This window comes from Candidatus Amarolinea dominans, assembly GCF_016704685.1.
In the GTDB taxonomy this organism is placed as follows: Bacteria; Chloroflexota; Anaerolineae; order SSC4; family Amarolineaceae; genus Amarolinea; species Amarolinea dominans.
In genome coordinates, this window is sequence record NZ_JADIZS010000016.1 from 122,914 (window position 1) to 146,588 (window position 23,675).

Genomic DNA, 23,675 nt, shown 5'->3' on the forward strand with positions numbered 1-23,675 from the left:
GAGGATGCGCAAGATAAGCGAGAAAGCACAATGGTCATGAAACGAATCAGGTGGTTTCATCTTCTTCTGCTGACCGGCTTGATCCTGACGCCGGCTCTGCTGACGACGCCGGAACGAGTGACGGCCGCCAGTTGCTTCGACCTGATTGCCAACGGCAACATGGAAAGCACCGGCGGTTGGCAGATCACCGGCGGCCCGCCGGCGGCCGACTATGACAGCGCACAGGCGCTCAGCCCCACCCGCAGTATGCGCCTGGGCATCATCAGCGGCGCCAACGCCTTCGGTTTCTCCGGCATCCAGCAAATGCTGACCATCCCGGCCGCCGCGACCAGCGCCACGCTCACTTGGTCCGCCTGGCCTTTCCTGGCGACCAGCGGTGAGGACGATTACCAGGAGGTCATCCTGCAGGATGCCGCCACCAGCAGCACGGTGGTTGTCCTCTGGCGTGACCAGCGCAACGACCGCGCCTGGGTGCCGCTGACGCGTGACGTGCTGGCGTACAAAGGGCAGAACCTGCGCCTGTTCGTCAATGTGCGCAACGACGGCGTCGGCAGTTACGCCGGCATGTATCTGGACGATGTTTCCCTGGTGGTCTGCCTGGCCGATACGCCCACGCCTGGCCCCGGCGCGGTCGTTGACGGCCGCGTCTACATTGATAACAACCTGAACGGGCTGTACGACTTGGGTGAGACCGGTTACCCCAGCCTGCCGGTCAGCCTGGCTCCCGGCGGTTCGGTGCTGACAGACGGGGCCGGCGCCTACACCTTTGGCGCGCAGGCCGCGGGCAATTACACCGTGAGCATCACACCGCCGCCGGGCTACGCGGTCACCTCGCCACCGAGCGTTGCCATTACCGTCACTGCGACGAATCAGGTCGTCAACTTCGGCCTGACCCCCATCGTGGTGGCCACCAACACCCCTACCCCCAATATCATCACGGCTACGCCCACCTGGACGCCGATCGTGGTGACGAACACCCCCACGCCGACCGGACCACCGACGGCCACGCCCACCTGGACGCCGATCGTCGTCACCAACACCCCCACGCCAGGCCCGGTCATCATCACGGCGACGCCCACCTGGACGCCGCCCGGCCCGCCCACGTTCACGCCGACGGCCACGCCCATTCCGCCCACCGGCACGTTTACACCGGTGCCCCCCACGCTAACGCCGCCACCCACCTACACACCCTTGCCGGGCGGCTGCACGAACTGGCTTGAGAATTCCAGTTTCGAGGATGAGCTGCAGCGCGCAGACCCAGCCTGGTACTACTACGGCGAGCCTCTGCCGCCGCAGCGCGTCACCGATCCCAAGCGCGAAGGCAACTGGTCGGTGCGCCTGGGCACGAATGAAAAAGACGCGGTCTCCTTTTCTTCCGTGCGCCAGGATGTCATCATTCCAATCAACGCCACCAGCGTAGAACTGACCTGGTTCTACTGGGCCAAAGCGGACGACCCGAACGACCAGGGAGACTATCAGCAGCTGCTGCTGCTGACGCCGTCGGAGCATCCCTTGCGCCATCAAATCATCCGCGAGCTGTGGCCGCGCAATCGTGAGGTCACCGATACCTGGAAGGAACGCAAGGCCGATCTCAAGCTCCATGCCGGCTCGCATGTGGTGATCTACTTCAACGTTTACAACAACGGCAATGGGAAGCGGCGTTCGATGTACCTGGACGACGTCAAGCTCATGGTCTGCGTGCCAACGCCAATCCCGCCTACACCCACGCCCGCGCCCACCAACACGCCGGTACCGCCAGCGCCGCCCACCGCCACCATCACCGCGACCGCGCTGCTGATTCCCGTGGCGCCAGAGGTGATTCTGCCCGACCTGCAGGATCCGACTGAACGCGCCGCGGAGGCGCTCACCACCGACCTCCCTGCACGCATCCTGCGTTTTCTGCTCAAGAATCCGCTGCTGCTGCTGGCGCCCATCCTGCTCGTGGCTGCCCTGGTCTTCTGGCTCAGGTCACGCCAACCACCTCCCACGAACCAGCCCGCGGACTGAGAGCGGAGTACGGAGCACGAAGACGCGAAGGTTACGGAGCACGAAGACGCGAAGGTTGCGAAGACACGAAGCGCGAAGGGCGCGAAGACACGAAGCGCGAAGGGCGCGAAGGGATCGGAGAACTGAGAGCGGAGAGCGGGAGACCGAAAATCGAAAAACGAACATCGAAAATCGAGGATCGCTTGAAGTTAATCATCGAGCGAGATGCCAGTGGGTTCGACACTCTGCGCGACGCGTGGAACGAGCTGCTGCTGCAGAGCCAGACCAACACCATCTTTCTCAGTTGGGAATGGCAAACCACCTGGTGGCGCCACTGGGGGACAGACGAACTCTATCTTCTGCACTGGCACGACGAGGAGACCGGGCGCCTGCTGGGCCTGGCGCCCTTGTTTTTGGATAGAACAGATGACGGCCAACGCCGCCTCCTGTTGGTGGGCGGCATCGAGGTGAGCGATTACCTTGACATCATCGTGACGCCAGTGCATGCCGCGGCCGTCTACGCCAGCCTGGCCGCCTGGCTGGTCAGCGCGGCGGCGCCGGCCTGGGACCTCTTCGAACTGGTCAATCTGCCGGCCGCCTCGCCCACACTGGCTGCCTTTCCCGCGCATCTACCGCCGCAGTGGTCGGCGGTTGCCCGCCAGGAAGATGTCTGCCCCTTGATCCGCCTGCCCGCCGACTGGGAGTCGTACCTCAACCTGCTCGACAAGCATCAGCGCCACGAGGTGCGCCGCAAGCTGCGCAAGATCGAGCAGGTCCCCACAGTGCGCTGGTGGTTCAGTACGCCGGACAACCTGGCCCGCGACGTCGAAGATTTCATCGCCCTGCATCAACTGAGCAGCGCGGACAAGGACGATTTCATGACCGAAGCGATGAAAGACTTCTTCCGGGACATTGCACAGGTCATGGCGGCCCGGGGTTGGCTGGGACTGGCCTTGTTGAGCGTTGATGAGCGCCCGGCCGCGGCTTTGTTCAGCTTCACCTGGCAGGATCAGTGGCTTCTGTATAACTCCGGCTATGATCCGCGCAACTTCAAGGAACTCAGCACGGGCGTCGTGCTGCTGGCGCGCTGCATCGAACACGCCATCGAGACTGGCTTCCGGGTTTTTGATTTTATGCAGGGCAACGAAATCTACAAGTACCGCCTGGGTGGACATGACACCGAGGTGTGGCGACTGACCGTTCGCAAAGCGCAGTCGCACTGAGCCTGTTTTCGACACCCCAATGGGTAGTAGGTCATCAGGCACTTGCCACAAGCCGTCGCGTAGAACGTTTGAGCGAAAACAGGACTGTTCCTACAGGTTGTGTGCGATTTGCCAATGACCACAAGCTGTTGTATGGAAACATCTGTTCTATGTCGAAAACAGGCTGAGCATGACGTCCTGGAACATTCTCTGCACCATCACCTCGTACCCTCCCGCCATCGGCGGCGCACAGAGTCACACCCATGAGTTGATGCGCCGCCTGGCCCAACGACACCGGGTCACGGTCGCCTCATTTTGGGATCGCAATCGCACCGATTGGCTGCTGGGCACCACATTGACCGCGCCCCTGCAACCTCGATCCTATACCCTGGACGGCGTCTCGGTTCAGCAGGTGACGTGGCGTCGAGACGAGCGCTGGCGTCTTCTGCCCCTACTATGCGTCTACTATGCGCTCAAGACGCAGGCTATCGCGGTCATCAGTAGACGCCTGCTGCCCAAGCTGGCGGCTGTGGCGCCCACCTGTGACCTGGTTTACCATGCGCGCATCGGCCGCGAGAGCCTTGCCTTTGCCTCGCTGGCGCTGGCCCGGCAGCGTGATGTGCCCTTCCTCCTGGTTCCCTATCACCACCCGCGCTGGGTGGGCTGGAACTACCGCCAGTACCTTGATCTCTATCGCCAGGCCGATGCCGTGATGGCCCTCACCGACCATGAACAGCAAACCCTGATCGAGCTGGGCGTGCAGCCGCAGCGCATCTTTGTCACCGGCAACGCGCCGGTACTGGCTACGCCGCCGCCGCCAGCCGGCGCCTTTGCCGGTCGCTATGCCCCAGCGCGGAGCGCGCCAGGCCCCTTGATCCTCTTCCTGGCGCAGAAGTACCGCTACAAGGGGCTGGAAGCCCTGCTGGCGGCCGCGCCCCTGGTCTGGCAGCAGCACCCGGAGGCCTGGTTCGCCTTCGTGGGGCCGCGTACGCGGTTTTCCGAACGCCTCTTCCATCAGGTCTCCGACCCGCGCCTGGTTGAGATGGGCGCAGTCAGCCTGGCAGAAAAAACGGCCGCGCTGGCCGACTGCACCGTGCTCTGCGTCCCTTCCAGTCAGGAGAGCTTCGGCGGCGTCTTCACCGAAGCCTGGGCCTTGCACAAACCGGTGATTGGCGGCCCGGCGCCCGCGGTGCGTGAGGTCATCACCCCCGGCGCCGACGGCTTCGTCGTGGCGCAGGACCCGGCGCTCATCGCCGAATATCTCAACCTTCTGCTGGCGCAGCCGGGTCTTGCAGCGCGCATGGGCCAGGCCGGTTTCGCCAAAGTACAGGCGCATTTCACCTGGGACGCCCTGGCCGCCAAGACAGAACAGGCCATGCAGGCCGTTTTGCACCGAACGGCTTGAGCTTGCGGCCGGCTCACACAGCGCGCCTCACCCGTTTTTCGTTTTGCGAATTATGGTTTACCATAGGCAGTATGGATTCTTCAGAACGGCTCATTGATGAACAGCTCATCGAACGATTGAATGTCCTGAGCGTCGGCATCAGCATGATTGACATGGAGAACGCGCTGGCGTTGATGGAACATTGGATCGCCGCCAGGCAGCGCGCCTACGTCTGCGTCTGTACCGTGCATACGGTGATGGAATGCCAGTACAACCCAGGGCTGCGCGACATGGTCAACTACGCCGACCTGGCGACGCCTGACGGCATGCCCCTGGTCTGGCTGGGGCGTTGGGCGGGGTATCGCCATGTGCGGCGCGTCTACGGGCCTGACCTGATGCAGGCCTTCTGTCAACGCTCTGCGCCGGCCGGCTACCGCCATTTCTTCTACGGCGGCGCGCCCGGGGTGCCTGAAGCCCTGGCTCTGCGCTTGAGCCAGGATTATCCGGGGCTGCGCGTGGTCGGCGCCTATTCGCCGCCGTTCACCCCTCCCACACCTGAGCGGGAGCACGAAGAGATTGCGCGCATCAATGCCGCGCACCCCGATGTGGTCTGGGTGGCCCTGGGAACGCCCAAGCAGGACCGTTGGCTGTCCGAACACCGCGACCAACTCGAGGCGCCTGTGCTGGTAGCCGTCGGCGCCGCCTTCAACATCCTCTCCGGTCGTCTGCGCCAGGCGCCGCTGTGGATGCGACGCAGCGGCCTGGAATGGTGTTGGCGCCTCTTTCAAGAGCCGCGCCGCCTCTGGCGTCGCTATCTTCTCTTCAACCCGCTCTTTCTTTGGAATCTGATGCTGCAAAAGACCGGCCTCAAACGTTTCGACCCGCTGCCTGAGCGCCGCAAAAACGCTAACCGTTTGTCATGACAGGGATTACCGCCAGTGCCTTTTCCTGAACTCGTTCGACTCTTGCGCCAATCCTGGCGCCTGCTCATCATCGGCCCCCTGATCGCCGGCCTGGTAGCCGGGCTGCTCAGTCTCTTCGTCCTCCCCACGCGCTGGGATGCCACGGCCAGCCTGCTGATGGCGCGCCTCAAACCGAGCCTCTCGCTGGACCCCCGCCTGCAGACGGTGTCGGATGAAGACCTGGTGCGCACCGCCTCCACCGATGACCGCGGCCGCCGCGAAACGCTGCTGGCGCTGGTGCTCAGCGACGACGTGGTGGGGCAACTGTGGCAGGAGGCTGGCGACAATCGGCCTGCCCGCGTGGAGAACATCACCGACCTGAAACAGCGTCTGCTGCCGAGCGCCCGCGCCACCGTGCTCGACCTGACCGTGCGCGGAGACACTCCCGCCCAGGCCGCACACCTGGCCAACCTGTGGGCGCAGATTGCCGAGCGGCAGATCAATCAGTTGTACAGCCAGGTGGCGCAACCGCCGGCGGAGGCCGCGGCGCAGGCCGAGAACGCGCGTCAAACCTACCTGGACGCGGAACAGATCCTGATCGTCTTCCTGCAGGACAGCCCGGTGGATGAGCTGCAGCGCCAGATCGCACAGAAGAAAGAAGTGCTCGATACCCTGCAGCGCCAGCAGCTCAAGGCGCTGGAGACGCGCCTGCAAAGCCGTCTGGACAATCTCAACCGGCTCGACCTCCTGCTGGCGAACATCGAGGCGATGGGGACACAGGCCGTCGCCGATGGGACCGCCGCGGTCAGCGCCACGGCCCTGAGCGACTTGCTGCTGCAGGTGAGCGCCTTTTCCACCGGCGCCGGCATCCCGGTGCAGTTACAGATTCCCATCGAGCAACTGCGTGACGCCGCCTCTGGTGCGCAGCGTGTGGCCAGTTTGCAGAGCCTGGCCGGCGCCCTGACCGGCCTGCAGCGCACCTGGCGTGCGGAAGTACAAACCTTGCAGGCGCAGGTGCTGCACGCGCCCGACCTGCTGAGCGCCGAAGTGGCCGGCCAGGACCTGTTGGTGGCAGTACAGGCCATGCAGGCGCGAATCAACGCGCTGCAGAGCCAACTGGAAACTCAGACCGACACGCAGCGCCGGCTGACCGATACGCGCGATGTAGCCTGGGAGAGCTTCACCGCTCTGGCCCGCCGCGCCGCGGAGGTCGCCATTGCCAGTGAAACAGCCAGCATCGAGGTGCGCCTGGCTTCTACCGCGCTGCCGCCCTCCGAAAACTCACAGCCGCACACATTGCTCAACGTCGCGCTGGCCCTGGTGGTCGGCGCAGTGTTGGCCCTCGCCCTGGTGCTCCTGCGGGCGCAAGTCACAGCGCCCGCACCGCTTTTGACGACGGGAGACACGACAGAGGCTGGCGAGGGCGGCTGATGTCCCCCTGGCGGCAGCCCTTGCGTTGGCCCCTGCTCCTCCTCCTGCTGACGGTCGCCGGCGGTTGGCTGCTCAGCGACGAGCGCGCCCAGGCCACGGCCTTCGTTGGCCGCCTGGCCCTGGGATTGCTTGCCTTTCAAGCCGTGTATTTCTACCTCACCACGGCGTTTACGGACGGGAGACTGCGCCGAACCCTGTGGGCGCTGACCGCGGCGCTGGCCGGCCTGCTCGTCCTGACCCTGATCGGCACGCGCTGGCCCGCGGCGAAATTCCTCCTGCCCCTGGACGCCATCTATCAACGCCTGCCCACCTTGCTGACCGACACGCTGCATCCCAACGTCGCCGCGGCCGGCCTGCTGCTGCTTCTTCCCATCCCCTGCGTGCTGTTCTTGGACGGCCTCCGGCGCCCCCGCTCCCCCTGGGCGCGCGGGTTGAGCCTGGCCGTCAGCCTGCTGACTCTGTTCGTGCTTCTGCTGACGCAATCGCGCGCCGCATGGCTGGCGTTGGCCGGCATGGCCCTGGCGGCGGCCTTCCACCAGGTTCAACGCGCCTGGCTGCGCTGGCTGCTGATTGTGCTGAGCGCCGCGGCGGCCGGCCTGCTGCTCTGGCTGGCCCGCGCTGCCCTGGCCGCGGACTGGCTCAACCGCCAGATGGTGTGGGCGCAGGGCCTGGCGATGCTGCAAGACTTCGGTCTGACCGGCATCGGGCCTGGCAGTTTCGGCGCGCTCGGCCCGCAGCTCTACGCCGATTTCTGGATGGGCGATCTCAGCTTCGTCGCGCCTCATGCCCACAACCTCTTCTTGCAAGTCGGCATTGACCTGGGCATTGCCGGGCTGACGGCCTACCTGGCCCTCCTGGCGACGGCCGCCGCGCTCGCCTCGTCCGCCTGGCGTCACCGCCCCGCGCCCCTCGTGCGGCTCACCGCCGGCGCCGTCCTGCTCAGCCTGCTGGCCCTGGTTCTCGATGGCCTGCTCGACATCGGCGTTTGGGGCAGCCAGGGCGGCTTCATCGCCTGGATCGTCCTCGGACTGGCCGGATCGCTGACCGCCGCCCGATCGTGGGACACACCACCGGCGTAACCGCGCCGCCATCCTCCCCTTGCGCAGGCTGGCTGCTCCACGCATCGCCGGGCAAGCCGACAGCGCCCTCACCCACGAGCGCCCCTTACCCGGCGGGCCTGCGCAAGGTTGGGCGATTGTCCGGCCAACAACCCTCGCAGGGGCCAATGGACATCGCAGCGTTGACTTGTCACGACGTCGCCCGCCTCTGAGGTCGTCATCTTGCCGCAGCCCTGCGAGGGGGACGTGAAATCCCCTTGCGCAGGCTGGCTGCCCCACACATCGCCGGGCAAGCCGAAATCGCCCCATGAATGAATTCACGGGCTGATACACCAAAACCTGCCGAGGCAGGTTAGTATTGGGTGCGACGACTCAATTCGTGTCAATTCGTGCAATTCGTGGCAGAAGGAATTCACGGGCTACTGCACCAACACCCGCCGGCCGGCATCGCATCCACAAAGCCCGACGCCAGGTGCGATTCCTCCTCGCCCTCTGCGCCCTCCGCGGTAAAAAAACCTGCCGCTCATGGATGGTGTCAAGTACGACTGGTTGTGCTACAATCCAGGGCAGACGCGCTCACAAGAACAGAACGTGATTTCAAGGAGAACCTGGTATGGCTGTGTATCCTGTGACAATTAGTTCCCATGAGCAGGCAATCTATTCCCAGAGAAGTCCGAGGTTCTCTCCGTGCGACTTGAGATTGAGCTGACCGCCACGGCCGCGGCCTGGCGGGCGACCTATGACCTGACCGGCGCGCCGGGCGCGATCGTCCTGCCGCCGCGCGAGCTGCCGCGGCAGGCGGCCTTTCCCCTGCCGCCTGCGACCGAAGCCCAGGCAGCCGTTGCGACAGAAGCGCACGCCGCGCTCGTCCAGGCCATCACCCCCGCGCCCTGGCAGGCCGTCGTCGAACGGGTCGCGACTCGCCAAGCCAGCGCAGCCGACGAACAAACCCTGGGCCGCGCCCTTTTTGCCGCGCTGCTCGGCGATGCCGTGTGGCAAAGCGTCCGCCAACAGGCAGCCGGCGCGGCGCTCGATCTGCACCTGGCCCTGCCGACCGCCGCCCCTGAGCTGCACCGCCTGCCCTGGGAACTACTGCACAACGGCCAGGAGTTCCTCTGCCTGGACACCCAACAACCCACCAACCTGCTGCGCACGCTGCGTTTGCCCGCCGGCGGCGTCATGACGCCCTTGCCGGTGCCGGTGCGCGTCCTGTTCGTTCTGGGCGGAGATTTCGGCGATGCCGCCTTGCAGGAGGGCGCCGGTTTCCTGGCGCTGCTGCGTCACCTGCGCACGCCGGACAACCTGAGCATCAACTCGCGCGTGCTGGTCAAGGCCAGCCTGACCGCGCTCAAGGACGGGGTGCAGAGTTTTCAGCCGAGTGTCATTCACCTGATCGCCTCGGCCACGCTGGACGGCGCGGGCCAGCCTCGGATTTCCCTGCCGGATCGCTTCAACCGGGCCGCGGTTCAGCAGCATAGCGCGCTCGACCTGGTCAGGACGCTGCGCGAAGCCTGCCCTGGCGCCAGCCTGCCGCTGCTCTCGCTGCACCTGGGCGCGGCGCGCGCCGAGGTGGCGCCTCTGCTCGCCACGCGCCTGGTGGCAGAGGGCGTGCCCCTGGTGGCCGTTCTCGCCGGCGATTTGAGCAACTACGCGGCCCGGCTCTTTGCCCGTGGCGCATACGAAGCCCTGTTGAGCGGCCAATCGTTAGCCGTGGCTTGCGCAGACGGCCGCCGCGCGTTCAGGCAGATGGGCATCAGCCCGCAAGCCTGGGCCGGCCCCCTGCTCGTCGCCAACGCCGCCTCGTCGCTGACCCCGGTCTTTGCTGACGCCAGCCTGGCGCGGCAGCTCGCCGATCTCGACCTGCAGTACCGCCAGTCCAACAGCATCTTCTGCGACCGCTTCCAGCTTTGGGACAGCGCCACCGCGGCCTTCCTGGGGCGCGGCGGCGCACGCATCGCCGCGCGTCCCGATCGGCGCACCGTCCTGGCCGTCGAAGTCACCGAACCGGACCAGGGCTTGGTCGCGCCCCGCTTCGGCAAGACCCGTTTCCTGGAAGAGCTGGCGCGCCACGCCTTGCAGGACAACTACGTGCCCATCGTCTTCTCCCTGCCGCCGGGCGCGGACGTGCCCAAGACGCTGCTCGACCTGGCGCTCAAACTGGTCGGCAAGATCATCGAAGTGCGCGCCTGGTTTGGCCTGCCGCGCCTGGAACTGCCGGCCGACAGCGAGGTGGTCAAGCTCAACCTGTTGCACCGCGGCCAACAACTGCCGGTCGCCACCTCCACCTACCAGACCGGCTTGATCCGCCAACTGATCCTCGCCGCGCTGACCAAAGATGATCTCGACACCCTGATCTTCGATCATTTTCGTGAGGTGCATGACGCCCTGATCGCGCAGCCAGCCGCGGACCGCGTGCAGCGGCTGATCGAATTCTGCGACACGCGTCTTGAATTTGGCCGGCTTTTCGGCCAGATCGCGACCATCAACCCGGCCCGGTTTGCCCAGTTCGAACCGCTGCTCGGCGCGGCGATCAAGGCCGGGCCGGGCCTGCATCCTTCGATCCAGGAACAGTTCAACCTGCTCAGCGCGCCGGCCTACAACGCGCCGGGCCTGGTGGCCGCGGCCCTGCGCCTGGACCTGGCCGCGCTGGCCGCGGCCAGCCGCCTGGCCGGCAACAGCGCTCAGCGCCGCCTCCTGCTGCTGCTCGATGATCTGCATCGCTTCGACGAACCGATCGTGCGCGATCTGCTCAACACCCTCATCACCAACCGCGGCCTGGCGCTGGCCGAAGACCCGGAACCGCTGCCCGTCGTGCTGACCTTCTCGAAGGCAGGCGTCGCCAACGAGGCCACCGATGGCGTCATCCGTAGTTTCCTGGGCCGCGTCTACGTCATGCACCAGGAACTCAAATCGTTCACCGACATCGAAGCGCGGCTCGCCTACACCCAGTTCCTTTTCTGGCGCAGCCTTTACCCCGACCCTGACCAACTGCCGCTGGTCGTCAGTCACCAGGCCAGCCCGGCCGACGTGCAGACCTTCTTCGAGCGCCTGGCCGCGACCGTCGGCGGCGCCCCCTCGCGGCTGTTCAACAACGACCCGTTCCTGCAAGTCATCGAAGAAGCGCAGGCCGCACAAATCCTGGAAGAGGTGCAGGATGACCTACTGCTCGGACGAATCTAGGCGAGCGATTGAAATCGCGCCTGATGGGCGCACCGCCGGGCGTCCATCTTCGTGGGCGCTCGGCCGGTCGGCGCAGGCCGACCTTGCGGCGGCACGCCCCTTCGCCCCGAATTCATTCGGCGGCGACCTTGCGGCGGCACGCCCCTTCGCCCCGAATTCATTCGGCGGCGACCGATGAGCGCCCCATCCACACCGCTCGCCACCATCCGCGCGCGGCGCCTGGGCGATTTCAGCGACGAAGCGCTGCTCTGGCTGGCCCTGCCGCCGGTCTGGACCCTGCCGCTGGCCGCCTGGTGCGAATTCCCGGCCGGCAAACAGCCGCTGCCAAGCCTCTTCGAGAACGCCGTGCGCACCGGACTCGCCCTGAGTGACGCCCCTGCTCGATCAGAGATCAGAGATCAGAGACCAGAGATCGGGTTCGTGGGGGACGAGAGTTCCCCGGTCTCCGGACTCCAATCTCCGGACTCCAATCTCCATCCTCCCCCAAAATCCCCTGACCTCAGCGGCTACGACCCCGAGATGCTGGCTGACCTGGGCCTGGCGCCGCCGACCTCTGCCGCAGTCGTGACCTATTGGGCCGCGCCCGGCATGCGCAGCGACATCTTGACCCGCACCCTGGCCGATCGTTCGGCCGGACAGGCCGCGCTGCGCAGGTCCGCGGGCCTGATCGGCGAACGCATCCGGCGCTTCCCTGAACCTGCCACGGTTCCCCCGGCCACCCGGCGCTGGGCCGAACCGGCCGCGCCGCTGGCCAAACAGCCCGGCGACGCGGCCAAACAGCTTGGCAACGCGGCCGCAGCGCTCGACCGGCAGCTGGAGGCCCTGCTGATTCCAGGCAAGGGAGATACCGGGGGGGATACTAATGAAGCCCTGCGCTGGATCGAAGCCGCCGCGCCGTTGGCAGAGCTGTTCGGCGGTGAAATGCTGGCCGCGGTGCAGCGCGCCGGCGCTCGACTGGAGCTTTTCCACCGCCGCGACTTCGACCGCCGCCACCTGGGGCGCTTCCTGGAGCGCGCCGAGCAAATGCAAGCCTTCGATGATCTGCTGGTCAGCCCGCCTGACGAGTGGGCGCTGCACTACGTCGGCCTGGGCGGCGTGGGCAAAACCATGCTCGTGCGCCATCTGACCCTGCTCTTGACCGACGACGAGCGCTTCAAGGGCCGGGCCGCCTGCGCCCGCGTGGACTTCGATCACCTCAGGCCCGAATACCCCACGGCCGCGCCCGGGCTGCTCCTGGAGCGCCTGTCAGCCGAACTGGCGCTTTACGGGCAGACTCGCGCCAGCAGCCGCGCGTTCGAGCGTTTCCGCGACCGCGTCAAAACCCTGCACGAGGGCATGCTGCCGCCTGTGTTCGGCGCGCCGCTGCCCCTACCCACGGACGATCCCAAGTTCCTGGATGTGCTGGCCGTGTTCATCGAGGCGCTGCGCACCCTGCCGCAGCCGGTGGTGCTCATCCTCGACACCTGCGAGGAGCTGGCGCGCATCAGCGCGGGCGGCGAAGTTCCCCTCAACGTGCGCGCCACCTTTGCCATCCTGGAGCAGATGCAGGCCCTGGCGCAGCGCGCCGGCGTGCAGGTGCGGGTCATCTTCTGCGGCCGGCGGCCACTGGCCTCGGCCGGCGCGGGCTGGCAATGGCCCACCGCGCAGCCCCTGCCCCTCGCGGCCCTACCTGCGCCTCCATGCCATCCGCGGCTTCACCCACGATGAAGCGCGCACTTTTCTCACCGCCCGCGCCGGCGTGCCCGCGGAGCCGGCTGATCGCATCGCCGCCATCATCGAGCGCAGCCCGGAGTACGGCCGCCTGGAGGGCCTGATCTTCACCGATCCCGGCCGCGCGCCGGCCGACGTGCCGCGCTGCAGCCCCTTCGACCTCGATCTGATCGCGGCCTGGGTGCGTGAGGCGCCCGGCCTGGACGCGCAGACGATTCGCAGCGCGGACGCGGATCAGTACATTGACCTGCGCATCATGGGCCGCCTGCAGCCTCGCGCCCTGCGCGACCTCATGCCGACCGTCGCGCTCCTGGGCCGCTTCGACCTCCCCATGCTGGCCGCAGCAGCCGGCGACCCGGCTGCCTCCCAGGCTGCCGCACCGCCGCCGGGGACCGAACTGGCCGTGCCGCAGCCCATCCCAGGGGACGCAGTCCGCAGCCGCTGGCAAGACCTTTTCGACGCCCTGGCGCGGCAGGAGTGGATGGACCACCAGGACCCGTTCCTGGAAGTGGACCGGCTGCTCCTGCCCAAACTGCGCGCCTACTTCATGCGCCGCGACGAAGAAGCGCTCGACCTGGCCGGCCACCGCGGCGCCGCGTACCTGCGCGCTCTGACCCTCGCCGCGCCGACCGACGCGCTCAGCACCACGCACCTGGACAACGCCCTGCGTCTGCTCCTGTCCGACAACCCGGCCGCTGCGCCGGCCTGGTGGGCGCAGATCGAAGAGCGCTTTGCCAACCCCAGGGATTGGCCCTGGCTGGAAACAGTGTGCGACCGCATCCTGGCCCGCGGCGGCGCGGTCGGCGCGTTCCGGCCCAGCGGCTGGTGGCGCGGACAGCCGCTCTCGGCCGATGCCCAGGCCGAATGGGAGGGGGACCGCCGCCGCCTGGCCGCGGAAGGTCGCCTGGACGGCAGCGACACCCCGCTGCGCGCCGCGGTGCTGGCAACTTACAACGCCGCCCTCCTGCATCTGCGCCGGCCGCGGGACCTGCACGAGCGCTGGCAAGAAGCCCTGGCGATCCTGACCGCAGCCGCCGCGCCGCCAACGGCTGTGGACGAGGACGCGCCGCGGCGCCTCCTCACCCTGCGCGCCGCGGCCGGCTGCCTTGCCACCGCGCCGGCCGATCTGCCCGCCGAACCGCGCGCCGCCTGGCTGGAACGGCTGGCCGGCCTCATCAGGCCCGATCAACCCACCGATCCCCAGGCCATCGCCGCACTCCTGGCCGCCGCCGAAACGGGCCAGGCGCCCCTGGCCGACCTGCTGGCCGCGGCCGGCGCCTCGTCGCCGGCGCTGCCGCTGGAACTGCGCACCTGGGCCGCCCTGCTCACCGCGCGTGAGCTGGCCGGCCGCAGCGAGCTGACCGCCGCGCTGGCGACCGCCCGCCAGGCCCTGGAGCTGGCGCGCCTTCCGGTTCCCATGGGGTCCGATTTCACCTGGCTCGATTGGCTGCCGCCCGCCGACCTCAACGCACGGGTCCGGCTGGAATTCAGTCAGTTGGCCCATCCGGCCCTGCTCTCGCCCGCCGACGCGCTGGCCGAGATCGGCGCGCAGCCGCCCAACCCCGGCACGCTGGACGCAGACCGCCTGGGCGCAAAGCTGCTGGAACTGCACGCGGCCAGCGCCGCGGCCAATCCAGACGCCTACGCGGCCCTGGCCCTGCCCGTCGCCGCCAACGCCGCACGCGCCGCGGCCATTCATGACGCGACGCCTCCGCTCTTCGCCGCGCTGGCCGTGGCGCGCGCCGAGACTGGCGCGGTGGACGAGGCCATCGAAGCCCTGCGCCAGGCGCAAACCACCGCGGAAAGCGCGGTCAACCTGGCCGGGCAGCGGGCCATCCTGGCGGCGCGGCTCGCCATCGTGCGCCAGTTCCGCCTGCGTGATGTGGGTCTCGGCGCGGACATCGGATCAGGGCTGGTGTCGCAGACCGTTTACCCGGAAATTCAGCCGCAGCTCCTGGCGACTGCGGGCCTGGCCGCGCCCGGTGCTCAGCCCGTCGCCATCCTGGCTGACGCGGCCCATGCCTGGTGGCGCAGCCGGCCCGTGCGCAGCGCAGACGATCTGCAGGCCGCGCTGGCCCTGCTGCCGGCCTGGACGCCCGGCCCCGACACGCTCGCCAACCCCACCTTCGACGAGGCCTCGCGGCTGTTCGACGAGCAGGAACGCATCTACCTCGATCAGCAGTGGCCGTCGCCTGCCCCGCGGCGCGGCGATTCGGCGCCCTGGCGCGCTGCGGCTGCCTGGCAAAAGGCCCATCCGCACGAACCGGTGCAGGCGCTCATCCTGCACCTGCGCAGCCTGGCCCTGACGCCCGCCGCAGCCGGTGCGCCCGCCGACCTGGCCGGTCGCGTGGGCATTCGCCGCGCCGCCCAGGTTGCCTGGGACGAGGGCGAGCTGCTGGCGCTGCGGCTGCCGGAGCGCGCCATCGGCATCCTGCAGCAGGCGGCCGCCTGGGCTGAACAGGCCGGCGATGCGGCGCTCGGCTTCCGGGTGCAGATCACCCTGGCCCTGGCCGCGGCCTGCGCCGGGCAGCAGAAAACGCTGGAGCAGGCCCTGCAGGGGGCAAAGGCGCTTTTCCCGCGGCTGCCGTTCGTCAACCTGTCACTCCTCAACTGGGACGACCTGACCGTGGCTGCCCAGGACGGCGACATCGTGCGCGTGGGCGGCCTGATGAACAAGGCGCCGCGTTGGCCGCTGGGCTGGCAGCCCTGGCTGGTGCGCGCCATCGCGGCGCAGGCGGCGCTGCTGGCCCTGCAGGAGCGGCCGTCGGGCCTGAGCGACATCCTGGAATGGGCGGCCAGATCGTTCGGCGTCACCGCTGACGACAAGACCGTCAGGCTGCCGCCGGAACTGGAAGCGCTGCGGTCGCTGCCGGGCAAAGAGGTGGACAAGCCGGCGCCCTCTCGCCTGCGCGCCTGGCTCGGCAAAATCTTCAGCGCCAACAACCTGGTCATTGTCCTGGGCCTGGCCATTGTCGTCGCAGTCGGGGGCGGGATTTACTGGCTGTTCAACCAGGGCCTCACCTGGGCCGCCCGGACCCTCGGCATGCCGTCCGACCAGGAAATCGGTACGCCGGCGCGCATCGGCCTGACCCTCGCCACGCTGTTCGTCATCGGACTCGCAGCGCAAATCCCGGCTCTCCTGCGCCGTCAGTTCCGCGTCCGCAGCCGGCCGCAGTTGACCCTGCGCCTGACCGGGCCGACCGACGCTGCGTCGGCGCCGACCTGGCGCAGTCTGCCGCCCGTGGAGATGACCTACTCCCGCCTGACCTGGCGCTGGGTCTGGCGCTGGCCGTTCATCATGGCTCAACGCACGCAGTTGGCGCAGGCAGCCAGCCCGGCGGCCGCGTTCACCGCGTATGGCGGCGGCGCCGAACCGCTGCTGCCGACCGAAATCCAGCAGAGACTACACGAAGATCAGGCCCTGCTGCAGCGCCGCGCCTGCGACATGACTGTGGACGTGGAAGCGGGCCTGGCGCAGTTCGGTTGGGAGGGTCTGGTAGTCGCCGCGCTGAAGGATGTCAAGCAGCCGCGGGAAGCGCCGCTGCGTCTGCGCCGCGTGCTGCCCGGCGCTCAGCCGGCCCCGCAGGATGAGCAGCCGCTGCCCGTCGTCGTGGCAAGCCTGGCCGACGGCTTCGAGCAGCAGGAGATGGCGCAGCGGGCCTGGGAGGCCAGCCAGAAGGCCGGGATTGCGCTGATGGTCGGCGGCCTGGGGGAAGGAATCGAGCGGCCGCCGGAGCCTGCGCCGACCGTGCTGCACTTGCAGGCTGCGCCGATGCGGGCGACGGCCGGCGTGCGCCTGAAGCTGAGCGCCGCGCAGCAGCTGATGGCGCAGAGCAGCTTCTACCAGGCGGAGCGCGGCCGCACGCTGGCGGTGGAGGACCTGCCCGCACGCTTCGAGCGCCTGCGCTTGGTCATCCTGCAAGCGCCGGCCCTGGGGCAGACCGATGCGCGCAGCGAGGCCGATTACGAAGAAGCGGCGCTGCTGCGCGAGCTGGCCGCGGTGCTGTTCCTCAAGGGCGTGTCCTGCATCGTGACCATCCCGCCGCTGCCGGCGGAAGTCGCCCCCGCGGCGCTGGCCGGCCTGACCGCCGCGCTCATCCGCCTGCACAAAGCGGGCGGGCTGGACGCAGAACGGCTGTCAGAGGCCATGCTGGCCGCCGTGCGCCAGGCCCGTCAGGATGTCGCCGCCGCCTTCGGACAAAATGCCGCAGCAGGATTCGAAGCGGCGTGGGATCTGTGCCTGTACGCGGCAGAATGGTGAGGAAAAGACACTGGTAAGTTCCATCAACCTCTGTGGGATTCAGGTGTCAGGTCGCCTGGATGTTCGGATTGTCAGTCTGCAATCCGGCGGCTCGCGCAACAGTCAGCAGCTTGTCATCGGCAGAGACAAAAATGAGAGGAGCCAAATTCGCTTCAATCAACAGGCGGTGTACCACGAGCGCCGAAGCCAGCTGCACAGCATCGTACGCCCGGAGAGGGTATTGGTCGAGCAATTCTCCAGCTAAATCAACGACGGGTGACTCCAACTCGACAAAAGGATAACGCAGCAGGCAATCTTCACTCAGTGCGCTAAGCGCATCGGCGTGATCATGGGGCTGAATAGATGCCTCTCGCCGGCGTCGAGCCAGCGCACTTCGCATCTCGACCACCGTGATCCTGGAGATCAGCACCATGTTATCGGTGGATTGGAAGATCGCAGTTTCCAACCAACGGCTACCATCTTCCGCCACATAGCGTTTGACCAAGGCACTGGTGTCCAGATAATAAAAACTCATCGAGCATCTCGCTCAGCCATGATCAGGTCAGACAGCGTTCCGCCGCTCCGTACATCCGTGCAAGTTCAGCGGCGAGCCGATGAGATCTTTCGTATCCTCAGGACGGCTGCGGCGGCTTCACCAGGCCAAAGCCTCCAACACGGCTGTGAGCGTTTGCGTCTCATCTCCCCATTTTGTTTTCCACCTGGATACGCAGATGCACACGCGCCCGGTCCGGCAAACTGACAGGAGTCAGCAGGCGTAGAACGCCTTTCTCATAGATGGCAGTAGCTGTGGCAACCATTTCTTTGCACTCCTTGATTCTCCGCACTTCTCCATTTTTCTGGGCGCCAGTGTAGCATAAGACGGCCATGGTGACAAGTATAATCTGCGCGAGAGGCTAGCCCGGCGGCGTGTTCTGCGTATGGCGGCCGCGCCGAACAGCTGCTGCCGCCCGAAATACAGCAGCGGCTGCGCGCGGATCAAGCCCTGCTGCAGCGCCGCGCCTGCGACATGACCGTGGACGTGGGCCGGGCCTGGCGCAGTTCGGCTGGGGCCTGGTAGTCGCCGCGCTGAGAGGATGTCAAGCAACGGAGCCCCGCTGCGCCTGCGCCTGGTCATCCTGAAGCGCCGGCCTGGGGCAGACCGATGCGCAGCGGGCCGATTACGAAGAGGCGGCGCTGCTGCGAGCCGCCGCGGTGCTGTTCCTCAAGGGCGTGCCCTGCATCGTGACCATCCCGCCGCTGCCGGCGAAAGTCGCCCCGCGGCGCTGGCCGGCCTGACCGCCGCGCTCATCCGCCTGCACAAGGCGGGCGGGCTGGACGCAGAACGGCTGTCAGAGGCCATGCTGGCCGCCGTGCGCCAGGCCCGTCAGGATGTCGCCGCCGCCTTCGGACAAAATGCCGCGGCAGGATTCGAGGCAGCATGGGATCTGTGCCTGTACGCGGGAGGTCATTGAAAAAGAGGTTTCCATCCGTCTGTGGTAAAATAGGGACCAATGCAGGTTGTTCAACGTCTGGAAATGTTATTCGTGTTATGTACTGACTCCACGTGAGGAGACAATGACGCAATTACCAGAAAACAATACTGACTTCAAGGCGATCTGCAATACTGGCCCACTAATCTCTGCTTTTCAATCGAACAGCCTTGCGTTGCTCGTCCAGATATTTGCAGAAATTCGTCTCTCGAACGTCTGTCTCAGTGAGTTGGTTCGTCATGGTTGGGAAGCTGAGGTGCAGGCAGCGACTCCGCCTCTAGCGATCATTTCGCTGACAACACGAGAAGAACAGCGGGCTTACACCATTGCGGAACAAATCGCCCAGCATCCTGCCAACAACGATCCGGTCATCGAAAACCACTTGGGCGAAGCGCAGGCAATCACACTTGCTCTACGCCCCGAATACCAAACGGACGTTCTTCTCCTGGATGAACTTGCCGCTCGCGCCGTAGCCAGGCAATTGGGTATCAAGCTCTCCGGTTTCCCTGGAGTACTGCTGCTGGCGGTGCAGATTGGCCTGATAACTGCAGACGATTTGAAACGACGATTGGAACAATGTCGGCAGCAAGGCACTTATTACGGGGTGCCGTTCATTCAACGGGTCTATGAAATGGCACGACAGAATACGAGGCAAGGATGGAACAGAAATCAGTTCATGAACCAGAAGCGCCGATGATGAGCGCATCGGATGTGTGGGAGGACGCTTTTCAATTGGCAGACTTGCTGCGTCAAAACCTGTTCAAAACGGAGCCAATGGTACGCCTTCAGATCCCTTTCTCGCTGTTTCTCTCGGCGATCGAGGAATTCAATCATGATGAGCTGTGGATCTTGCGCAGACGAGTTGAAGAACGCCTTGCAGCATGATCGCCCGCCAGGAAAATGACGCCGCTCAGCCTGCAGAGATATCCTGTGCGATGCCGGTGACGGAGTTCGACTGCCAGCAGGCGCTGAAACCAAGCTCATCGAGCATCTCGCTCAGCCATGATCAGGTCGGACAGCGGCGCAAATGAATCGCGAAAGCGTGTGGCTCAGAGCGCAGATGGCGCCCGGCGGCGGAGCAGGCGCCAGACCAGCCAGGCCACCGCCAGCACGATCAGGAGCATCAGCGCGGGCACGATGATCGCGGTGAGCGAGACGGTCACGGCGATGACATCTTCGGCCGTACTGATGATCGGATTGCCCAGCCCGGCCGTGGTGGCGCTAACCACCGGCCGCACCGTCGCCTTGACCGCATGCACACCGCCGGCCAGGAGCAGCCCGCAGGCCAGCGCCAGCACCGGATGCACATCGCTGATGGTGTGACTGCTGGCCGCGAACAGGACAGCCCCGGCCGCGGGCCGCACGAAGGTCTGGATGGCGTCGTTGATGTGGTCAATGCCCACGATCTTGTCCGCCAGCACCTCGATCGCCAACAGCACCACAAGCAGCCCGATAATCCACGGATTCTCCAGCGTGTCCCACGGTGAACTCAACGCAATCAAATCGGTGAAGCGCGCCAGCAGCGCCACCGTCAACAGCGGCACATACGCATTCAACCCGGCCGACGTAGACAGCCCGAACGCCGTCAAGATATTAGAAATCGCCTCGATCATGTTTCACCTCCTGGCCGCATTATAAGTGCAAATTGGCATCCGCTCAACAATCTGTTCATCGTTCCGCCCCATCGCCCTTGCCTTCAAAAGTCAGCCATGATATACTGATCGCATCAGGGCTTCTGACAGACCGAGCAGAATGATCGCACGTAACTGGATCCTATCGCCACCATGACAACCTCGAACCAAACCTGGAAAGAACGCGGCGCCAGGCTGGCTGCCGGGCTGATGTTCGCCAGCCTGCTGCTGCTCCTGGCCGGCTGCACGCTCTTCAATCGCCCCAAGCCGGACCCCTGGGCGGCTTACCGGGCTGGCCTCGCGCCCCTCAGCCAAAACATCCTGGACAGCCGTAGTGATTGGCCCCGCTATAGCCTTGATCTGCAGATTGACCCTGAAACGCGCACGATCCAGGGTAGCCAGGAGGTCATCATCACCAATGACACGCAGTTCACCTGGGGCGACCTCTACTTCCGCCTCTTCCCGAACCTGCCACATTTCGATGGCGAAATGGAAATTGCCAGCGTGCAGCGGGCGGGCCGGCCGCTGCCGTTCAGCTACGCGGCCGACCGCACAGCCATTCGCGTGGCGCCGCCGCAGCCGGTAGCGCCGGGCGCTTCACTGACGCTCGACCTGATTTTTTCCGTGGAAGCGCCCGCGCCCACTGAGCCGTACGTTCTGTTTGGCGCCAGTCAGGGCATCCTCAATCTGCCGCTGGCCTATCCGGTCCTGGCCGTATTCGACCAGGCGGCCGCGGCTGCCAGTGAACCCATTCCCTGGCGCCTGGACATGCCCGCGACCTACGGCGACACCGCATTCACCCAGGCCGCGCTCTACCAGGTGACCGCCACCCTCCCCAGCACCTTCACCGTCGTCGCCACCGGTGTGCTGCTTGGCCGCACATCATCCGCCGACGGTCAGGATACCTGGCGTTGGACCAGCGGCCCCATTCGTGAATGGATGATGACCCTCAGCCCCGATTTTCACGTCGTATCTACCAGCGCGTACAGCACCACGGTCAATTCGTATTTCCTGTCAGGTGATGAGGTCACTGGAAACGAAGCCCTGCAGATAGCCGCCGCGGCCCTGCGCGTCTACCAGGATCACTACGGCCGCTATCCCTACCCCGCGATGGACATCGTCGCCTCACCTCTGCAATACCGGGGGATGGAATTCCCAGGCCTCGATTTGATCGGACTGGGCCTCTATCGCCAACGGACGCAAGACCTGGAGTTTCTCATCGTGCATGAGGTGGCCCATCAGTGGTGGTATAACATGGTCGGCAATGACCCGGTGCGCACACCCTGGCTGGATGAGGGGCTGGCGGAGTATTCGACTTATGTCTACTTGGGGGCGGTGCGCGGTCAGGCAGCGGCCGACAATCTGTTGGCTAACCGCTGGCAGACGCCGGTCACTTACGCGCGCAACAATGGCCTGGATGCCGTCGTCAATCAGCCGGCCAGCGCGTTCGGCGCCGGTCGCTACGAGACCATCGTCTACGCCAAAGCCGCACTGTTCTTCCACGCGGTGCGCCAGGAGGTAGGCGACGACATGTTCTTTCGCATCCTGAAGGCCTACGTACAGCGCTACCGTTTTCGTGAAGTGCAACCGGCCGATTTTGTCAGCCTGGCCGAACGCCTGAGCGGTAAATCGCTGGCCGCCATTTACAATGAGTGGGTCCTGAGCTACGTCACGCCATGAAATTACACATATCAAGCCGCCGAATAAATTCGGGGCGCACCAGAATATTCCGCCTCTCGTGCCTGCTGCTGACCGCGGCGCTGCTCCTGAGCGCCTGCGCCGGCCTGCGACGCACCCCAACGCCAACGCCCGCGGCAACGCCGGTTGAGCCGACGCGCGTCGCGGCGACGCCCACCGATGCCGCTTCCCCCGCGCCGACCGTCATGCCATCCCCAACGTCGCTGCCGCCGGCAAGCGCGCTGCTCGCACCCGCCTCCTGGACCGACCTGACCCGCTTTGCGCAGGCGCTGCGTCCCACCACGCAGGCCGACCTGACCGCCGCGCAGCCTCCACTGCACTATCAAATGGACATTCGCCTCGATCTGGAGCAGCGCCAGATCAGCGGCCGTGCCTGGATACGCTTCACCAATAACAGCCCTGCACCCCTGACCGAAATTCCCCTGCGCCTCTACCCCAACCTGGGGCGCACAGACACCGTCCTGCGCATCGTCGCCCTGACCATCGCCGGCGCGCCCGCGTCGCCGCGCCTGCTGGCCGAGAATTCAGCCGCGGTGGTCTCCTTGCCGCAACCGCTGGCCCCGCAAGCCACGACCGAACTTTTCCTGGAATTCGAGGCGACACTGCCCAACGAAGGCGGCGGCAACTACAGCACCTTCGGCTATGCGGCTGGCGTCCTGGCCCTGGCGCAGTTCTACCCCACCGTGCCCCGCATCGGCTCGGCCGGCTGGGAATTGCAGACGCCGCCCCTCTTTGGCGACATGACCACGGCCGACCCTGGCCTGTACGATGTCTGGGTCACGGCCCCGGCCGCGCTGACCGTGGTGGCGACCGGCATCACCGTTGAAACCAAAGCCAATCCAGATGACACCAAAACCTGGTATCTCGTGGGCGGCCCGCAGCGCGAGTTCAACCTGGTAGCCAGTAACACCTTCACCCTCGCCAGCCGTCTCGTCGGCGATGTCACCATCAACGCCTACTTCCCTTCAGAACATGCCAAAGGCGGCGCGGCGGCTCTCGACTGGGCCAGCCAGGCTTTTGGCATTTACCAGCAGGCCTTTGGCGCCTATCCCTACACCGAGCTAGACGTTGTGGCCACGCCAACCGACGCCGGCGGCGTGGAATATCCCGGTCTTGTCGTCATTGCCGACCGCCTCTACGATCAGTTCGATGAGGTCGGCTCCTTCTTCCAGATCGCCGTCGTGCATGAGGTGGCCCACCAGTGGTGGTACAACCTGCTCGGCAACGACCAGGTGCGCGAGCCGTGGCTGGACGAGGCCATCACCCAGTATGCCACGGTGCTCTTTTTCGAAGATCGCTACGGCGCTGAGGGCCGCGCCGGCGTGCTCAATTCGTTCAACGAGCGCTGGAACCGCGTCAAGGCCGCCAACGATCAACCGATTGGGCTGCCCGTCGCCAGCTACGAGGGCCGCGCCTACGGCGCCATCGTCTACGGCAAAGGCCCGCTCTTCCTGCTGGCGCTGCGGGAACAGATGGGCGACGCCATCTTCGTCCAATTTCTCAAAGACTTCAGCGCCGCCTACCGCTGGCGCACGGCGACCGCGGACGATTTTCTCACCACAGCCGAAACATCCTGCGCCTGCCAACTCGACGGTCTCCTTGCCGAATGGGTGTTCCCGCCCTGAGCGCCTTTGATGTCTGGCGTCCAGCCATTCCGAACGCAGTCACATTTTTCACCGCAGAGGTCGCAGAGAGCGCAGAGGAGTCGTCCCGTAGGGACGATTGGATGAGGCTACTCCTGCCACGACTGCGGAGGATGAATT

At 66.1% G+C, this 23,675-nt stretch carries 17 protein-coding genes; 14 read left to right on the top strand and 3 right to left on the bottom strand.

The features are described 5' to 3' along the window. Positions 1 to 36: 36 nt before the first annotated feature. The 9 genes from IPF85_RS12295 to IPF85_RS12335 all read left to right on the top strand — a co-directional run bounded on the left by IPF85_RS12295 (position 37) and on the right by IPF85_RS12335 (position 17,114). Complete coding sequence (locus IPF85_RS12295; protein ID WP_343408372.1) at positions 37 to 2,007, top strand: SdrD B-like domain-containing protein; 1,971 nt, start codon at positions 37 to 39, stop codon at positions 2,005 to 2,007. Between the two features lie 182 nt (positions 2,008 to 2,189). After that, a complete protein-coding gene (locus tag IPF85_RS12300; RefSeq protein ID WP_343408373.1) occupies positions 2,190 to 3,209 on the top strand; it encodes a GNAT family N-acetyltransferase in 1,020 nt (339 codons plus the stop codon). 169 nt (positions 3,210 to 3,378) lie between these two features. Then, the gene (locus IPF85_RS12305; RefSeq protein WP_343408374.1) at positions 3,379 to 4,593 is read left to right on the top strand and encodes a glycosyltransferase family 4 protein; all 1,215 of its coding nucleotides are present in this window, start codon (positions 3,379 to 3,381) and stop codon (positions 4,591 to 4,593) included. A 71-nt stretch (positions 4,594 to 4,664) separates the two neighbouring features. Beyond that, entirely contained in the window at positions 4,665 to 5,495 is an 831-nt protein-coding gene (locus IPF85_RS12310; protein ID WP_343408375.1) for a WecB/TagA/CpsF family glycosyltransferase, read from the top strand. A 15-nt stretch (positions 5,496 to 5,510) separates the two neighbouring features. Beyond that, positions 5,511 to 6,905 (top strand): hypothetical protein, encoded by a 1,395-nt coding sequence (locus IPF85_RS12315; RefSeq protein ID WP_343408376.1) that lies wholly within the window; start codon positions 5,511 to 5,513, stop codon positions 6,903 to 6,905. Further along, on the top strand, positions 6,905 to 7,984 hold the full coding sequence (locus IPF85_RS12320; protein ID WP_343408377.1) for an O-antigen ligase family protein: 1,080 nt from the start codon (positions 6,905 to 6,907) through the stop codon (positions 7,982 to 7,984). The genes IPF85_RS12315 and IPF85_RS12320 overlap by 1 nt, the downstream gene beginning before the upstream one ends. Before the next feature lie 666 nt (positions 7,985 to 8,650). Next, positions 8,651 to 11,143: a CHAT domain-containing protein gene (locus IPF85_RS12325; RefSeq protein ID WP_343408378.1), complete on the top strand. Its 2,493-nt coding sequence runs from the start codon at positions 8,651 to 8,653 to the stop codon at positions 11,141 to 11,143. Between the two features lie 174 nt (positions 11,144 to 11,317). Beyond that, complete coding sequence (locus IPF85_RS12330) at positions 11,318 to 12,850, top strand: ATP-binding protein (RefSeq protein ID WP_343408379.1); 1,533 nt, start codon at positions 11,318 to 11,320, stop codon at positions 12,848 to 12,850. Positions 12,851 to 12,881: 31 nt separating this feature from the next. Beyond that, a complete protein-coding gene (locus IPF85_RS12335) occupies positions 12,882 to 17,114 on the top strand; it encodes a hypothetical protein (RefSeq protein WP_343408380.1) in 4,233 nt (1,410 codons plus the stop codon). A 46-nt stretch (positions 17,115 to 17,160) separates the two neighbouring features. Here IPF85_RS12335 and IPF85_RS12340 read toward each other — a convergent pair whose 3' ends face one another. Together IPF85_RS12340 and IPF85_RS12345 are read right to left on the bottom strand one after the other, a co-directional pair. Further along, positions 17,161 to 17,628 carry a type II toxin-antitoxin system VapC family toxin gene (locus tag IPF85_RS12340; protein ID WP_343408381.1) on the bottom strand — a complete coding sequence of 156 codons (468 nt, stop codon included), beginning with the start codon at positions 17,626 to 17,628 and terminating at the stop codon, positions 17,161 to 17,163. A gap of 160 nt (positions 17,629 to 17,788) precedes the next feature. Continuing rightward, entirely contained in the window at positions 17,789 to 17,911 is a 123-nt protein-coding gene (locus IPF85_RS12345; RefSeq protein ID WP_343408382.1) for an antitoxin family protein, read from the bottom strand. Between the two features lie 276 nt (positions 17,912 to 18,187). On the opposite strand from IPF85_RS12345, the gene IPF85_RS12350 reads away from it, so the two are divergent. From IPF85_RS12350 to IPF85_RS12360, 3 genes are all read left to right on the top strand, one after another. Beyond that, positions 18,188 to 18,565 (top strand): hypothetical protein, encoded by a 378-nt coding sequence (locus IPF85_RS12350; protein WP_343408383.1) that lies wholly within the window; start codon positions 18,188 to 18,190, stop codon positions 18,563 to 18,565. Between the two features lie 103 nt (positions 18,566 to 18,668). After that, positions 18,669 to 19,280 (top strand): hypothetical protein, encoded by a 612-nt coding sequence (locus IPF85_RS12355; RefSeq protein WP_343408384.1) that lies wholly within the window; start codon positions 18,669 to 18,671, stop codon positions 19,278 to 19,280. After that, positions 19,241 to 19,468 (top strand): hypothetical protein, encoded by a 228-nt coding sequence (locus IPF85_RS12360; protein ID WP_343408385.1) that lies wholly within the window; start codon positions 19,241 to 19,243, stop codon positions 19,466 to 19,468. Before IPF85_RS12355 ends, IPF85_RS12360 begins: the two co-directional genes overlap by 40 nt. A 164-nt stretch (positions 19,469 to 19,632) precedes the next feature. Here the strand turns inward: IPF85_RS12360 and IPF85_RS12365 are convergent, their stop codons facing one another. After that, on the bottom strand, positions 19,633 to 20,196 hold the full coding sequence (locus IPF85_RS12365) for a DUF4126 domain-containing protein (RefSeq protein WP_343408386.1): 564 nt from the start codon (positions 20,194 to 20,196) through the stop codon (positions 19,633 to 19,635). 171 nt (positions 20,197 to 20,367) lie between these two features. Here IPF85_RS12365 and IPF85_RS12370 point away from each other — a divergent pair, with 171 nt between their 5' ends. Further along, complete coding sequence (locus tag IPF85_RS12370) at positions 20,368 to 21,894, top strand: M1 family metallopeptidase (protein ID WP_343408387.1); 1,527 nt, start codon at positions 20,368 to 20,370, stop codon at positions 21,892 to 21,894. After that, complete coding sequence (locus tag IPF85_RS12375; RefSeq protein ID WP_343408388.1) at positions 21,891 to 23,537, top strand: M1 family metallopeptidase; 1,647 nt, start codon at positions 21,891 to 21,893, stop codon at positions 23,535 to 23,537. The genes IPF85_RS12370 and IPF85_RS12375 overlap by 4 nt, the downstream gene beginning before the upstream one ends. Positions 23,538 to 23,675 lie beyond the last annotated feature (138 nt).

Coding starts and splice junctions, on each gene's coding strand:
- IPF85_RS12295 (WP_343408372.1), top strand. CDS start 37: ATGAAACGAATCAGGTGGTTTCATCTTCTTCTGCTGACCGGCTTGATC.
- IPF85_RS12320 (WP_343408377.1), top strand. CDS start 6,905: ATGTCCCCCTGGCGGCAGCCCTTGCGTTGGCCCCTGCTCCTCCTCCTG.
- IPF85_RS12310 (WP_343408375.1), top strand. CDS start 4,665: ATGGATTCTTCAGAACGGCTCATTGATGAACAGCTCATCGAACGATTG.
- IPF85_RS12370 (WP_343408387.1), top strand. CDS start 20,368: ATGACAACCTCGAACCAAACCTGGAAAGAACGCGGCGCCAGGCTGGCT.
- IPF85_RS12355 (WP_343408384.1), top strand. CDS start 18,669: ATGACGCAATTACCAGAAAACAATACTGACTTCAAGGCGATCTGCAAT.
- IPF85_RS12305 (WP_343408374.1), top strand. CDS start 3,379: ATGACGTCCTGGAACATTCTCTGCACCATCACCTCGTACCCTCCCGCC.
- IPF85_RS12345 (WP_343408382.1), bottom strand. CDS start 17,911: ATGGTTGCCACAGCTACTGCCATCTATGAGAAAGGCGTTCTACGCCTG.
- IPF85_RS12340 (WP_343408381.1), bottom strand. CDS start 17,628: ATGAGTTTTTATTATCTGGACACCAGTGCCTTGGTCAAACGCTATGTG.
- IPF85_RS12365 (WP_343408386.1), bottom strand. CDS start 20,196: ATGATCGAGGCGATTTCTAATATCTTGACGGCGTTCGGGCTGTCTACG.
- IPF85_RS12375 (WP_343408388.1), top strand. CDS start 21,891: ATGAAATTACACATATCAAGCCGCCGAATAAATTCGGGGCGCACCAGA.
- IPF85_RS12360 (WP_343408385.1), top strand. CDS start 19,241: ATGGAACAGAAATCAGTTCATGAACCAGAAGCGCCGATGATGAGCGCA.
- IPF85_RS12330 (WP_343408379.1), top strand. CDS start 11,318: ATGAGCGCCCCATCCACACCGCTCGCCACCATCCGCGCGCGGCGCCTG.
- IPF85_RS12350 (WP_343408383.1), top strand. CDS start 18,188: ATGTCAAGCAACGGAGCCCCGCTGCGCCTGCGCCTGGTCATCCTGAAG.